The 14,700-nt window shown below is 42.5% G+C and carries 14 protein-coding genes and 2 tRNA genes; 7 read left to right on the top strand and 9 right to left on the bottom strand.

What is annotated here, in order from left to right; all coding sequences use genetic code 11:
* From ACFSTG_RS09295 to ACFSTG_RS09265, 7 genes are all read right to left on the bottom strand, one after another.
* Positions 1–492 (bottom strand): DUF192 domain-containing protein, encoded by a 492-nt coding sequence (locus tag ACFSTG_RS09295; RefSeq protein ID WP_380751533.1) that lies wholly within the window; start codon positions 490–492, stop codon positions 1–3.
* Between the two features lie 10 nt (positions 493–502).
* A complete protein-coding gene (gene lgt / locus ACFSTG_RS09290; RefSeq protein ID WP_380751531.1) occupies positions 503–1,312 on the bottom strand; it encodes a prolipoprotein diacylglyceryl transferase in 810 nt (269 codons plus the stop codon).
* Between the two features lie 53 nt (positions 1,313–1,365).
* Positions 1,366–1,611, bottom strand: coding sequence for a membrane protein insertion efficiency factor YidD (gene yidD / locus ACFSTG_RS09285; RefSeq protein ID WP_380751527.1), 246 nt, complete (start codon positions 1,609–1,611; stop codon positions 1,366–1,368).
* Between the two features lie 15 nt (positions 1,612–1,626).
* Positions 1,627–3,114, bottom strand: coding sequence for a cysteine--tRNA ligase (gene cysS / locus ACFSTG_RS09280; RefSeq protein WP_380751525.1), 1,488 nt, complete (start codon positions 3,112–3,114; stop codon positions 1,627–1,629).
* Positions 3,115–3,128: 14 nt separating this feature from the next.
* Positions 3,129–3,806 carry a GTP cyclohydrolase I FolE gene (gene folE / locus ACFSTG_RS09275; protein WP_380751522.1) on the bottom strand — a complete coding sequence of 226 codons (678 nt, stop codon included), beginning with the start codon at positions 3,804–3,806 and terminating at the stop codon, positions 3,129–3,131.
* A gap of 168 nt (positions 3,807–3,974) precedes the next feature.
* The gene (locus tag ACFSTG_RS09270) at positions 3,975–5,492 is read right to left on the bottom strand and encodes an OmpP1/FadL family transporter (protein ID WP_380751519.1); all 1,518 of its coding nucleotides are present in this window, start codon (positions 5,490–5,492) and stop codon (positions 3,975–3,977) included.
* A gap of 18 nt (positions 5,493–5,510) precedes the next feature.
* Positions 5,511–6,545, bottom strand: coding sequence for a hypothetical protein (locus tag ACFSTG_RS09265; protein ID WP_380751516.1), 1,035 nt, complete (start codon positions 6,543–6,545; stop codon positions 5,511–5,513).
* A gap of 101 nt (positions 6,546–6,646) precedes the next feature.
* Between ACFSTG_RS09265 and proS the strand changes: the two genes are divergently transcribed.
* The 4 genes from proS (at position 6,647) to rpsT (ending at position 8,670) form a co-directional block, all read left to right on the top strand.
* Positions 6,647–8,125, top strand: coding sequence for a proline--tRNA ligase (gene proS, locus ACFSTG_RS09260; protein WP_380751513.1), 1,479 nt, complete (start codon positions 6,647–6,649; stop codon positions 8,123–8,125).
* Between the two features lie 76 nt (positions 8,126–8,201).
* Positions 8,202–8,273, top strand: a tRNA-Glu gene (locus tag ACFSTG_RS09255).
* 45 nt (positions 8,274–8,318) lie between these two features.
* A tRNA-Glu gene (locus ACFSTG_RS09250) sits at positions 8,319–8,390 on the top strand.
* A gap of 31 nt (positions 8,391–8,421) precedes the next feature.
* The gene (gene rpsT, locus ACFSTG_RS09245; protein WP_380751510.1) at positions 8,422–8,670 is read left to right on the top strand and encodes a 30S ribosomal protein S20; all 249 of its coding nucleotides are present in this window, start codon (positions 8,422–8,424) and stop codon (positions 8,668–8,670) included.
* 294 nt (positions 8,671–8,964) lie between these two features.
* On the opposite strand, the gene rho is transcribed toward rpsT, so the two are convergent.
* A complete protein-coding gene (gene rho / locus ACFSTG_RS09240; protein WP_380751506.1) occupies positions 8,965–10,719 on the bottom strand; it encodes a transcription termination factor Rho in 1,755 nt (584 codons plus the stop codon).
* Positions 10,720–10,911: 192 nt separating this feature from the next.
* On the opposite strand from rho, the gene ACFSTG_RS09235 reads away from it, so the two are divergent.
* Positions 10,912–11,322 (top strand): DUF4293 domain-containing protein, encoded by a 411-nt coding sequence (locus tag ACFSTG_RS09235; protein ID WP_380751502.1) that lies wholly within the window; start codon positions 10,912–10,914, stop codon positions 11,320–11,322.
* A gap of 261 nt (positions 11,323–11,583) precedes the next feature.
* Here the strand turns inward: ACFSTG_RS09235 and ACFSTG_RS09230 are convergent, their stop codons facing one another.
* A complete protein-coding gene (locus ACFSTG_RS09230; RefSeq protein WP_380751498.1) occupies positions 11,584–12,078 on the bottom strand; it encodes a metallophosphoesterase family protein in 495 nt (164 codons plus the stop codon).
* Positions 12,079–12,181: 103 nt separating this feature from the next.
* Between ACFSTG_RS09230 and truA the strand changes: the two genes are divergently transcribed.
* Together truA and ACFSTG_RS09220 are read left to right on the top strand one after the other, a co-directional pair.
* The gene (gene truA, locus ACFSTG_RS09225; RefSeq protein ID WP_380751494.1) at positions 12,182–12,922 is read left to right on the top strand and encodes a tRNA pseudouridine(38-40) synthase TruA; all 741 of its coding nucleotides are present in this window, start codon (positions 12,182–12,184) and stop codon (positions 12,920–12,922) included.
* Positions 12,922–14,694: an ABC transporter ATP-binding protein gene (locus ACFSTG_RS09220; RefSeq protein WP_380751490.1), complete on the top strand. Its 1,773-nt coding sequence runs from the start codon at positions 12,922–12,924 to the stop codon at positions 14,692–14,694. Before truA ends, ACFSTG_RS09220 begins: the two co-directional genes overlap by 1 nt.
* Positions 14,695–14,700: the final 6 nt, after the last annotated feature.

Genomic DNA, 14,700 nt, shown 5'->3' with positions numbered 1-14,700 from the left:
TTAATCCTTGTTAAGAATAAGCTTATCCCCCACTTCCAGATTCCATTTTTCTGAGAGCCCGGCATTCACTTCCAATACATATTGTGCAGGTACTCCCGAGGGAATAGTTTCAAGGCTCCCGGGCTTGGCATCAGGGGCAATGCTTACCACCTCTTGATCGGCATCAAGAAAGATCAGATCAAGCGGGATCCGGGTGTTCTTCATATAGAATCCTCTTTCCTCCTCATTTTCAAAAATGAAAAGCATCCCATGGGTATCTTCCAGCTTTTGGCGGTACATAAGCCCGGTTTCTCTTTGGTAATCGTCATCTGCGATCTCGATCTCAAGATGTTTTATGGTGTCACCTGAGGCCTTGGTCAGATAAACCTCGGCTTCCTTTTTAAACTCAATTTCCGCAGTAGTGATCTCCTGTGGAGCTTTCGTCTTTTCTTTACAACCCATAAAAAAGCCTCCAAGAAGAAGGAGGCTTATAAATGCATTTTTTCTGATCATCTTTTGTATTTTATTTTGATGGTCTAAACATGAAGTAAAATCCTGCCAGGATAAAAGGAATACTTAACCATTGTCCTGTATTAAGCACCCAGTTCACGCGTTCTCCTACTTGTGGTTCTTTGACAAATTCCACCAGGAATCGAACGGTCCATAACAGTACCAGGAACAATCCAAAGATAAATCCCAGTTTCTGTCTTTTCTCGGTTTTCCAATAGATAAACCACAGGATCCCGAATACTATAAGGTAACCAAAAGATTCATACAATTGTGCAGGATGACGTGCAAAATCTTCCCCCAATTTGGTAAAGACCACTCCAAAGTCGCTGTTGGTAGGTTTGCCAATAATCTCAGAATTCATGAAATTTCCAATCCTTACAAAGATTCCACCGCAGGCAACAGGTATCACAATACGGTCAAGTATCCATAGAACAGGTTTGTGAAGTACTTTTTTGCAATAGATGTACATGGCTATTATTATCCCAATAGCCGCTCCATGACTGGCCAGACCCCGAAATCCTGTGAATTCAAATTCAGGTTCAAACCTTACCGGTAAAAATATTTCGAGTAAATGGTGTTGGAAGTAATCCCAGTCATAAAAAATCACATGTCCCAGCCGCGCTCCAATAAGGGTAGCGAGTACCGTATAAATAAAAAGGGAATCTAGTTTTTCAATGGAAACATTTTCCCGTACATAGATACGCTTCATTAGGAACCAGCCCAGGGTGAAGGCGACAACAAACATTAAGCTGTAGTAGTGGAGGGTTAGGAATCCCAGGTCTATTCCTTCGGAAGGATTCCAGTAGATCTTATTGAAAAACATTTGGTATTTTTAAGGTTGGCAGGTAAATATACATATTTGTGTTATTTCCTGAATCACTTTTTCTTCGGAAGTTTATCAGGGACGGGATCGTATCCCTTACCACCCCATGGATTGCAGCTGCCTATTCTTTTCATTGCGAGCCAGCTTCCGTAGAAAGCGCCGTGCTTCTTTAAAGCTTCAAGGGTATACTGTGAACAGGTAGGGGTGTAGCGACAGGTGGCCGGAGTGAGGGGGGAGATGAAATTCTGGTAGAACTTTACCAACCCTATCAATGGATATGAGAGCCACTTTTTTACCACTATGTTTAAATTAAATTAGTTCAGGGAAAAGGTAGTGCCTTCCTTTCCGTCCTTGAGTTGTATACCCAGCTCCAGCAGTTCGTCACGTATTTTATCACTTGTAGCGAAATCTTTATTCGCACGTGCTTCGGCCCTTAATTTAATAAGCAGTTCTACTGTACCCGATAGTTTTTTTCCTTCGCTGCCGTCTGCACCATTTGTTGTGTCAACAAGACCAAGAACATCATAAAGGAAAACACTCATCGTATTTTTCATTTCCTCCAGGTCAGTGGCGGTTATTTTTCCTTGTTCCTCCTTAATGATATTGATTTGTTTCACTGCTTCAAACAGCTGTGCTATAAGGATGGGACTGTTAAAGTCATCATTCATGGCATCATAGCACTTCTGTTTCCAGGCTGAGACGTCAAAAGATGAGGTTTCTGAGGTCTCCAGCTCATCCAGAAGGTGATAGGCCTCCATCAATCTGTTGAAGCCTTTTTCACTCGCCATGAGCGCATCATTTGAAAAATCAAGTATGCTCCTGTAGTGAGCCTGCAACATAAAGAAACGGGCCACGGTGGGAGCAAAACCTTTCTCCAGATTGGGGTTTTCCCCGGTGAAGATCTCATTGGGTAGAATATTGTTCCCTGTGCTTTTTGCCATTTTTTTCCCGTTAAGGGTAAGCATGTTGGCATGCATCCAGTAGTGCACCGGATTTTTTCCGGTAGCAGCCTCCCCCTGGGCGATCTCACATTCATGGTGCGGGAATTTTAGATCCATTCCTCCGCCATGAATATCAAATTCTTCCCCAAGATATTTTGAACTCATTACAGTACATTCCAGGTGCCATCCCGGGAAACCGTCGCTCCATGGCGAAGGCCAGCGCATAATGTGTTGAGGTTCCGCTTTTTTCCAAAGAGCAAAATCCTGCGGATTCTTCTTGTCACTCTGGGCTGTAAGTTCCCTGGTATTGGGGATCATGTCTTCCAGTTTCCTTCCACTCAACCTTCCGTATTCATGAGTTTCATTGAATTTCAAGACATCAAAATAAACTGAACCATTAGCCTCATAGGCATAACCTTTTTCCAGAATTTCTTTGATGATTTCGATCTGCTCTACGATATGGCCCGTCGCGGTAGGTTCAATACTGGGAGGAAGGTTGTTGAATTTCTGCAGAATGTTGTGAAAATCAACCGTGTATTTTTGTACAACTTCCATAGGTTCGATCTGCTCCAGTCTTGCTTTTTTTGCTATTCGATCCTCTCCTGAATCAGCATCGTTTTCAAGATGTCCTGCATCTGTAATATTTCTTACAAAACGCACTTTATAGCCAAGATGTTTAAGGTAACGAAACACCAGGTCAAAAGAGATGAAGGTGCGGCAGTTGCCAAGGTGAACGTTGCTGTAAACGGTTGGCCCGCATACATACATGCCTACATTGCCTTCATTGATGGGGATAAAAACCTCTTTTTCACCCGAAATTGAATTGTATATCTTAAGCTCCTGTTGCTGGTAAAGTGCCATAAAAGAAAATTGATTTAGAATTCGGTCTCTAAATTAATATAATCAAGGAAATCCCTTCTTGCTTCCGGGTCTTTAAAACGACCGCCATATTCACTGGTTACCGTACTGCTTTCAATATCACGAATTCCTCTACTGTTCACGCAAAGGTGTTTAGCATCAATTACACAAGCGACATCTTCGGTACCCAATACTTCCTGAAGTTCCTTTACGATCTGCATGGTCAGTCTTTCCTGAACCTGGGGCCTTTTCGCATAATAATCTACTATTCGGTTCATTTTGGATAAGCCTACAACCGTTCCATTAGAAATGTAACCCACATGGGCTTTTCCTACTATTGGTAAAAGGTGATGTTCACAGGTAGAGTAGAGGGTGATGTTCTTTTCTACCAGCATCTCCCCATATTTGTATTTATTCTGAAAAGTAGAGGCTTTAGGTTTTACCTGGGGATGCAGTCCGCCAAAAATTTCATTCACGAACATTTTTGCCACCCGCTTCGGGGTGCCTTTAAGACTGTCATCTGTTAGATCGAGCCCAAGGGTTTCCAGAATATTTTTAACATCTTTCTGAATTAGTTCGATCTTTTCTGCGTCAGTTTTATCGAAGGCATCCTTTCGCATTGGAGTATCTGTGTTAGGACTCACAAAAGCATCCCCCATTTCATCAATGGCCTCGTCAATATTATCTTTTTTCATATGTGTAAGTAATGAAAAGTCTGAAGACTCTTTAAATTAGGCTTGCAAAGATACATATTTATACCCTTTTTTGACAGCGAGAGCTACATAGTCTTTGCAGGTAATCCATTTTTCTATATGTAAGAAGAGCAGCCGGTAAGCTGCTCTTCATCAATATTTCTTGAAGGATTATATTTTGAAGTTAACCGAGAGCACCACGTTAGAGGTGCTTCTGTTAATATTTGCGGTATTAGTAAGACCTGTTTTGTATAGCTGCGGATTACGATCCTGTTCTGCCGAGTCATAAGCTACATCTAAGGTAATATTTCCGAAGTTATAACCCAGACCCACCGAATATCCTTCAAGGTCTCCGATAGTGTTCCCGTTTGCATACGGACTTTCTTCAAAGCGGTAACCGCCTCTTAAACTCCAGCCCTCAATTCGGTACTCTCCTCCCAATCTGAAGATGGAAGCTCCCTGTAATTCAGTTCCCATCAGGTCATTCTGATATGAAAAATCGGGATCTCCCTTGGGTTTGAACTTTGTTACAGAGTAATCCTTATAAGAATAATCAAAGCTGATCAAAGCCTGGTCTCCAAAAAGGTAAGCAAGACTTCCGGTATATTTTGGGGCGGTTTGAAGTTTATAATCAGGATAGACATTTACAATTCTTGGGTCTACTGTCGCATTACCCAATTCACTATAGGATTTTAGATACTGCGTAGTTTCTTCAGAAATAGTGTACCAGGTGGGAGATTCATAGGCTATACCGGCTCTAAGGCTGCTTCCCAGTTTTGTGATCGCTCCCAGTTGAAGGCTAAAACCGCTTCCCAGGGTACTCAATCGGTCTTCAAAATAGATCCTGCTGATTGTGTTTTCCTCATTGCTATTGATTTCATCCATAGAGGTGATGCGGTCATAATTTATAAAATGGGAATTTAGATTGATTCCCAGATAAAGGAAATCCTGGTACTGGGTCGCAAAGTTGAAGGAAAATTTCCCGTTTAAGCCTGTGGCGGCATAAGAATATTCCTGGTCAAAGTCAAAACTTCCCGGTTCTTCTTCAATTGCAGATATATAATTGGTATTAGTCATGTCATTGGGATCTTCAGCTTCAAAGAGAAAAGCTTCATACCCTAAATATGCCTGTTGCGCACCAAACCCATATTCTTCCCCAAGGTAAGAGTAGAGGTCAGATACACTTTCGTTGGCCAATGGGGTCAACAGGTCTAAAGGAATTCCCTGGGCATACCCGAGAAAATAATTGTTAAAGGTCCGGTCATTCATACCCTTTGCAAGAAAATCATCTTCAAAATCGGCCGTTTTGGAATAATTAAAAGCCAGGGAGAATTTTTTCCAATCGTTTTCTTCATTCGTGCTGTTGAAAACAAAAGCGGCCCCTGCCTGCCCCAGGTCAAAATTGGAATTCGAATTGCTGGAGAACCCGTTCATGTACCTTACCTCATTATCGGAATTTTCGATATTGAGGGAAAGGCCCGCAATCCCATTAAGGAAAACTGCAGATCCCGCGGGGTTGACATCAATAGAGGAGAGGTCTCCCCCCAATGCCCCGAAGGCACCACTCATGGCCCGGTAACGGGCAGTTCCGTTAAGGTCTGAAGTTGAATATCGCACGGCATCTGTGATATTCTGAGCCTCTACCGTCATCGATAAGATGGCGGTAAAGGCAAAGATCAATCTTTTCATGTAAAGCTTTTTAAGATATTAATTCCCACGACCTCTGCTTGATCTGCTTGAGGAAGTTTTATTTCCGGAGGAAGAGGACCTGGTATTGGATGAGGACGACCGAACACTACTTGAGTTATTGTTACTTGATCGTGTAGATCTAACCCGGGTTGAATTATTGCTTCTGGTTCGGTTGTTGTCCATTCCTCTAATGTTACTCTCATTCCTGGACCTGTTATAGCTTTCGCTTCTTCTAACCGGGGTGGAAGATGACCTTACCCGTGTAGTCCTTGTTTGATAGGTCCTGGCATCTGCATTGCTTCTTACGGCCCTTACGTTACGAGGGTTAGAATATTTTTGAATCCTGCTGGACCTTGCACTTACGTCAGACCGGTTATAGGAATAGTCTCTGTAAGAATCGCGTCGGCCTGAATTATAGGCAAACCGGTCACGATTGTAATAGGGGTAATAATGGTGACCTCCGTAATAAGGGTGGTATCCATATCTGTAATAATTATTCCAGCCAAACCCAAAGCTCCATCCCCAGCTGCTGTAGTGGCCATATCCATATCCATATCTAAACGGGTGCCCATAGCCGTAATATCTGGGTCCCCAGAATGGATCATAAAAACCGGCATAATAAGGATAACCATAATATGGATATCCGTAATAAGGGTAAAAGAAAGGATCCTGGTAAATATTGATAGAGATCTCATCGGGATCATTTCCCCATGGTGCACGGCCTGCCTGGTAATCCAGTTCCTGCTGCATGAACTCTATATCTTCGAAATTACCGGTAGAAGTGTAGCTTTCTATATCGGTAAAAATTGCTCCTTCCTCGGGTACCCGGGCGAATTGTTCTGATTTTTCAGCAAAAAGGCGCTTGTAGTATAGAGCATCTTCATAAGACTCTTCGTAATCATTAGCAGTATAGGCCTCGGTCCTTTCAGAGGAATATATCCCGTCATCTTCGTACCCGGCATACTGGTAAGAACTACAGGAAGCTAATAATAAAAGAGCACCGAATGCTACTATTACAGCCTTAAAATTAAAAAGCTTGTAGTATCGTTTCATGGCGTCGATTTTATTATTGAACAAAGTATAAAAATAGTTAGTTTTGCGGTAACTTTAATTTTTCATAACAAAGGTGCAAGATTTGTGCCAAAAGACAGGCAATGGCAAAGAACTTAACGACGCGAAAAGAGGATTATTCAAAATGGTATAACGAACTGGTGGTCAGGGCAGACCTTGCTGAAAATTCAGCGGTAAGAGGTTGTATGGTGATCAAACCCTATGGTTATGCGATATGGGAGAAAATGCAGGCACAACTGGACAAAATGTTCAAGGAAACCGGTCATCAAAATGCCTATTTTCCCCTATTTGTTCCTAAAAGTCTTTTTGAAGCTGAAGAAAAGAATGCTGAAGGTTTTGCCAAAGAATGTGCTATTGTCACCCATTATCGGTTAAAAACAGATCCTGATAACGAAGGGAAGTTAATCGTTGATCCCGAAGCAAAACTTGAGGAAGAGCTGGTGGTAAGGCCTACTTCTGAAGCCATTATCTGGAACACTTATAAAGGCTGGATCCAGTCATACAGGGATCTTCCAATTCTGGTGAACCAATGGGCTAATGTGGTGCGTTGGGAAATGAGGACGCGTCTGTTCCTGCGTACTGCGGAATTCCTGTGGCAGGAAGGACATACTGCTCATGCTACTAAAGCTGAAGCAATGGCCGAGACTGAGCAGATGAACAACATCTATGCTGAATTTGCCGAAACCTTTATGGCAATGCCGGTAATTAAAGGAAGAAAGACCGAAAGTGAACGTTTTGCCGGTGCCGAAGATACCTATTGTATCGAAGCCCTGATGCAGGATGGAAAAGCCTTGCAGGCAGGTACATCACATTTCCTGGGGCAGAACTTCGCAAAAGCCTTTGATGTGAAATTTGCGACTAAGGAAGGAGGTCTTGATTATGTTTGGGCAACCTCATGGGGTGTGTCTACGCGTTTAATGGGAGCCCTTGTGATGACCCATAGTGATGATAATGGCCTTGTTCTGCCTCCAAATCTGGCACCTATCCAGGTGGTGATCGTGCCTATATATAAAGGGGAGGAGCAGCTTAACCAGATCTCTGAAGTTGCCCTCCAACTACAATCTGATCTCAGAAAGGCCGGGATCTCCGTAAAATATGATGACCGGGACACCCAAAAGCCGGGATGGAAATTTGCCCAGTACGAACTGCAGGGAGTGCCGGTTAGGATAGCCATTGGCCCAAAAGATCTTGAAAAAGGTTCTGTAGAACTAGCCAGAAGAGATACGCTGAAAAAAGAGTTCATAAGCAGGAATGAGGTTGTTGACAAGGTGCAGAGCTTGATGGTCGAAATGCAGGATAATATGTTTAAGAAAGCGCAGGTTTTCAGAGAAGAGCATACTACCCGTGTAGATTCTTTTGATGAATTTAAAAAGGTCCTGAAGGAAAAAGGTGGTTTTATTTCCGCTCATTGGGATGGTACTGCAGAGACCGAGACGAAGATCAAGGAAATGACCAAAGCCACTATCAGACTTATTCCCTTTGACGGGGAGAAAGAGGAGGGAAGCTGTGTATTGACGGGGAAACCCTCTGCTCAGAGAGTACTTTTTGCCAAGGCTTATTAATTTTCAAAAAAAATTCTCCAACATTTGCGGCATTGAAAAATAGTTGTATTTTTGCATCCGCATTTAAGAAATAAATGGTCCGTTCGTCTAGGGGTTAGGACGCCAGGTTTTCATCCTGGTAACAGGGGTTCGATTCCCCTACGGACTACGAAAGGTTTGCAAGTCGTGTAAACCATCTTTGAAATAATAAATTGGTCCGTTCGTCTAGGGGTTAGGACGCCAGGTTTTCATCCTGGTAACAGGGGTTCGATTCCCCTACGGACTACTGAAAAAGAATTAAATTTAATATTAGTGTAATGGCAAATCATAAGTCAGCGTTGAAGAGAATACGTAGCAATGAGACTAAGCGTCTTAGAAACCGCTACCAGCATAAAACTACCAGGAACGCTATCAAAAAGTTACGTGAGGCTGAGAAGCAGGAGGCGGAGACTTTGTATCCTACTGTGGTTTCTATGATTGACAAATTAGCGAAACGCAACATTATTCACGATAACAAAGCATCTAACTTAAAATCGAAGTTAGCGAAGCACGTAGCTGCGCTTTAATTTAGAAATAGTGTTCAATTTATAGGAGAATGCCTTTCGTTTTATACGAGAGGCATTTTTCATTTTTAATATTTAGGATACCTTACAGGTTGCCAGACTTGTGAGGTATTCGCGGTTTTAACCATCCCGTCCTCCTCTCGTCGGACGGGGTGGTGCTCGCTTCCCAAATCATCCTTTCGATCCACTCCTCACTGAACAAGGATGTTTGCCTATAAGTAATGGGATGGTGCAGGCACAAAAAAAATCCGGAGCACCAAAGGTGTCCGGATTTTATAATTTTTAAGAGATCTCTCCTTACCCGTTCATAGAGATCAGGAACTCTTCATTGTTTTTGGTTTGTTTGATACGGTCATTAATGAATTCCATGGCCTCTACAGGGTTCATGTCGGCCAAATATTTACGCATTACCCACATTCTTTGTAGTGTGGTCTCATCCAACAGGATGTCATCACGTCTCGTACTGGAAGAAGTAAGATCAATAGCAGGGAATATTCTCCTGTTGGCGATCTTTCTGTCAAGCTGAAGCTCCATATTTCCGGTTCCTTTGAATTCCTCGAAAATAACTTCGTCCATTTTTGATCCTGTCTCTGTAAGAGCAGTAGCAATAATAGATAGAGAGCCTCCTCCTTCTATATTCCTGGCGGCACCAAAGAATCTTTTTGGTTTATGAAGGGCATTGGCATCCACACCACCACTCAATACCTTACCACTGGCAGGTTGAACTGTGTTGTACGCTCTCGCCAGCCTTGTGATAGAATCTAGCAGGATCACTACGTCGTGACCACACTCCACCATGCGTTTTGCCTTTTCAAGCACAATATTCGCCACCCTAACGTGTTCATGGGCTTCTTTATCAAAGGTAGAAGCGATAACTTCCCCTCTCACATTTCTTTGCATGTCGGTAACCTCTTCAGGTCGTTCATCAATCAAAAGGATGATCTGGTATACTTCAGGATGGTTTGCTGCGATTGCATTTGCAATATCCTTAAGAAGCATTGTCTTACCTGTCTTAGGTTGTGCCACGATCATTCCTCTTTGTCCTTTTCCAATAGGGGAGAACAGGTCGATTATACGTGTTGAAACTGTGCTTTGACGTTCGGCAACGTTGAATTTTTCCTGAGGGAAAAGAGGGGTAAGGTGTTCGAAAGAAACACGGTCCCTTACTACCTGAGGATCCAGCCCGTTGATCTTATTGATCTTGATAAGCGGGAAATATTTTTCTCCTTCTTTTGGAGGCCTTACCTGGCCCAGAACCGTATCTCCGGTCTTCAAACCAAAAAGTCTTATCTGGGATTGAGAAACGTATATATCATCAGGAGAAGACAGGTACATATAATCTGAAGATCTCAGGAAGCCATAGCCGTCCTGCATGATATCCAATACTCCTTCACTTTCAATGATCGCGTCAAATTCATAATCGGGTTCTTTGTACCGGTTGCGGCTATCGCGATTTCCGTTATCCCTGTTCCCGGTATCTCTGTTCCCGCTGTCTCTGTTGCTGCTGTCCCGATTTCCACCGTCCCGGTTTCCGTTGCTTTTCTGATTTGAAGAGGAAGAATCTTTTTGCCGGTTTTCTTTTCTGAAATCCTTTTGTTGATTTCTACCCGCGTCTTTAGAGGCTGCAGGTTTTCTCTGCTCATCTGTTTTAGATTCCTCTCTTTTGGTATGCTGGTCTTTTCCCTTGTGGGGAGTATCCTTGCTTCTGGCTTGTTTGTCGCGGGGCTGCTGAGCATGTTGCTCTTTTTTGCCCTCTCTTTGCTCCTGTTTTTCTTTTACAGGAGAAGATTCGTTTTCGTTACCCTTTTTAATTCTGGGTTTACTGGGCTTACGGTCTTTTCTGGGCGAATTGGCTTCTTCCTGTTGCTGCTGCTTTGGTTCGTCGTCTGTCAACACTTCTTGCACCTTTTTAGGATTTGCAGCCTGATAGTCAAGAATTTGATATACCAAATCCAGTTTCTTTTGAGTGCGGTATTTTGGTACGCGTAGGGTTTTGGCTATTTCCTGAAGTTCAGGCAGCTTTTTAGCCTTTAATTCTGAAATTTCAAACATGAATGGTTTTGAATAAAGTTTGTCTTTGGTTTCTTTAACCTTCTCGAGGAAGAATCGAAAAAATAATTGGAGTCTAAGTAACCCTTGTTGAATTGGTTACGTAATGATATTGCAATTATACAATTTTATTTTAATATTTAAGATATGGTTTCTAAAAAGAATCTTTTATTTTTGTGCCACCAGTAAGGAAATATGTTACAACGAATTCAAACAATCTATCTTTTTTTGGCGGCACTTTCAAGTGCCGGTTTGATATTTATTTTTGAATTAGGTAAAGATCTTGCCGGTCAACCTGTATTTGTAGAAGATGTATTACTGGTTCTGGGTTTAACCTTGTTTTCGGCTCTTCTTTCTTTAGTGGCGATTTTTTTATTTAAGAACAGGAAGCTGCAGTTTGTACTGGGGCGTCTAAATATAGTATTAAACTTAATTTTACTAGGATTATTCGTGTATTGGTCCCTAAACATATCTGGAGAGAGTAACATCTCTGAGAAAGGTATTGGGATGGTGATTCCAGTTATTTCTATCGTTTTTTTAGTGCTGGCCAATAAGGCCATCAAAAAGGATGAAGATCTCGTAAAATCTGTGGACCGGTTGCGTTAAACCTTTCATCTTAGTAGTATTAGTGCGTAAAAACCCGCGGCGAAAGCTGCGGGTTTTTTTGTATAACTTCAGAAGGAAACTAATGCCGTTTTAATAATACGTTGAAATGCCTTTATTCAGTAACTATTAATGGATGTTTCAGCATCAATTTCAGAAGCCAAGCCAAAAATGCTTCTTCGGAGAGGTTTATATTCGGTTCCGGTGTTTCAGACTGCGAAATTAAATGGTCTCACATCTCATATCTCACTTCTCATATCTATTCTACCGTTTGCCCAGTTCTATTACCTCCAGGTCTTTTATTTCCTCCCCTTCTATTTTGAACCTAAGCATGGTCCTTACCTGGTGAAAGCCTTGTTTGCCAGCTGCTCCTGGATTCATGTGCAGCAGGTTCAGGCGTTTGTCGTTCATGACCTTCAGAATGTGTGAATGTCCCGTTATGAACAACCGTGGCGGATTTTGTCTTATCTCTTCTTTTACGGCCGGAGAATACCTGCCCGGATATCCGCCTATGTGAGTGATCCAAACTTCCACCCCTTCACATTTGAACCTGTTGTTCAGTGGAAAATCCTTTCTCACCTCGGCACCGTCAATATTGCCATAAACAGCACGCACCGGTTTGATCTTTCTCAACTCATCACTTACCCCGGTAGACCCTATGTCCCCCGCATGCCATATTTCATCAGCTTCTGCAGCATAACTTTTTATTCGTTCATCTAAATGCCCGTGAGTGTCACTAAGCAGAAGTATTTTTTTCATGAGTTTTTTATAACGAGATTAACAATCTTAAGCAAGTTGGAAAAGGGCAGTTGTGTTTAATGGCTTATCTTTGTGTCTTAATTCGTAAAAGTAAAAATTTAGATTGAGATATTTTTTGGAGCTGGCTTACTTCGGAAAAGCTTATCATGGCTGGCAACGACAGCCTAATGCACCTTCAGTTCAGGAAACAGTTGAAAACGGGTTAGGAATCCTGTTTCAGAGACCTGTTGAAATTGTTGGAGCGGGAAGAACCGACGCCGGAGTACATGCAAGGCAGATCTTCGCTCATTTTGATGCCGAAGAGGACCCTGGGAAAGACCTGGTCTTCAGGCTTAATTCCCTGCTTCCAGAAGACATCGCTGCGGTAGATGTTTTACCGGTCAATTTAGATGCACATGCACGGTTTGATGCTGTTTCCCGCAGCTATGAATATTATATTGTGCAGAAAAAAGATGTTTTCGCAACAGATACTGCCTATTGGGTGAAGCGGGAACTGAATGTTGAAAAAATGAATGAAGGCGCATTGGTACTTATGAAATATTCTAACTTTAAATGTTTCTCCAGATCACGCACAGATGTAAGGACCTATAATTGTGAGATCTTCCACGCTTATTGGGAACAGACAGAAAATAGCCTGGTCTTCCATATAAAGGCTGATAGATTTCTAAGAAATATGGTGCGGGCCATTGTGGGAACCTTGCTGCAAATTGGACTTGGAAAAATTGAAGTGGATGCCATGCACGAGATCATAAAAAGCGAAAACAGAAGTGAGGCAGGGGCATCAGTTCCTGCGCACGGATTATTTTTAACCAAAATAGAATACCCAAACAGAATTTTTATTTAATGGCTGCATCATCGGGAAACGCATTTGATTTTAAATTGTTCAGGAGACTTCTTGAATATACCGCTGCCTACAAAATGACCTTCTATTTTGTGGCTATCGCGGCTATTCTCCTGTCAATTTTCGCAGTTCTCAGACCTTTTTTACTACAGGTTACCATCGATGATTCCATAGTTCCACAAGATAATGACCAACTGCTGTTCTACATTGGGCTTATGGCCGGTGTTCTTTTTCTGGAAGTGATCTTTCAGTTTTTGTTCATCTACTACGCCAACTGGCTGGGACAGGAAGTGATCAGGGATCTAAGGGTGAACCTGTTTGAGCATATGCTGCAGTTCAAAATGAAATATTTTGACAACTCGGCAGTAGGTAGATTGGTTACCAGGGCTGTAAGTGATATTGAGACTATTGCCAGTATCTTTAGCCAGGGGCTCTTCATGATCATAAGTGATCTTTTAAAAATGCTGGTGGTTTTAGGGTTCATGTTTTACCAAAGCTGGAGGCTAACTTTGCTTGTACTGGTGGTGCTGCCATTTATTTTATATGCGACCCGGGTCTTTCAAAAGAAGATGAAACTTGCCTTTGAAGAGGTGCGTACCCAGGTAGCGAACCTCAATACTTTTGTGCAGGAAAGGATCACGGGAATGAAGATCGTGCAGATCTTTACCCGTGAAAAAAAGGAGTTTGAGCGGTTCAAGGAAATAAATGATAAACACCGTAAAGGTTGGATCAAGACGGTGTGGTACAACTCCATTTTCTTCCCCATCGCCGAGATGGCGACTTCCATAACCATTGGGTTGATCGTTTGGTATGGCGGCCTTAGGGTGATGGCCGGAAGTGAAGCCGTCACTTTGGGGGTTATAGTTGCCTTCATTGAATTAAGCCAGATGCTCTTCAGGCCTTTGCGGCAGATCGCCGATAAATTCAATACCCTGCAAATGGGAATGGTTGCCGCAAACCGGGTTTTTGGAGTGCTGGATACCAAAGCTTCCATTGCCGATAATGGTACTCTGGAAATAGAACATCTGGAAGGGGAAATTGAATTCGAAAAGGTGCATTTCAGTTACATTGATGACGAAGAGGTGCTAAAAGGGGTTTCCTTTAAGGCTAATAAAGGCGAAACCGTAGCCATCGTCGGGGCCACAGGTGCCGGTAAATCCACGATCATCAATCTGCTTAACCGCTCCTATGAGATCAATAGCGGCAGGATCCTGTTAGATGGGATCGATGCAAGGGATATTACTTTAAGATCCCTAAGGGCACAGATCGCCATTGTGCTGCAGGATGTTTTCCTGTTTGCTGATACCATACTTAATAATATTACGCTAAATGATCCCTCTATCACACGCGAAACTGTGATAGAGGCAGCCAAGGAAATTGGGGTTCATGAGTTTATCTCAAGTCTTCCCGGCGGCTATGATTATAACGTAAAAGAGCGGGGAGTAATGCTTTCTTCAGGACAACGCCAGTTGATCGCATTTTTAAGAGCTTATGTTAGTAATCCTAGTATCCTGGTTCTCGATGAGGCCACTTCATCTGTAGACTCCTACAGTGAACAGTTGATCCAGGAAGCGACAGATAAGATAACCCGGGGACGGACTTCCATAGTGATCGCCCACAGGCTTGCTACTGTTAAAAAAGCCGATAAAATTCTGGTAATGGATGCAGGAATGATCGTAGAAACCGGTACTCACAAAGAACTGCTTCAGAAGGAGAACGGGTACTATAAAAATCTCTACGAGGTACAATTCATGCAGGAGGAAGAGACTTTGTAAAAGGGG

Source organism: Salinimicrobium flavum (genome assembly GCF_042684505.1).
Classification (GTDB): domain Bacteria; phylum Bacteroidota; class Bacteroidia; order Flavobacteriales; family Flavobacteriaceae; genus Salinimicrobium; species Salinimicrobium flavum.
The sequence above is the reverse complement of the archived record's forward strand: the minus strand, read 5'-3'. Positions and strand labels throughout refer to the sequence as shown.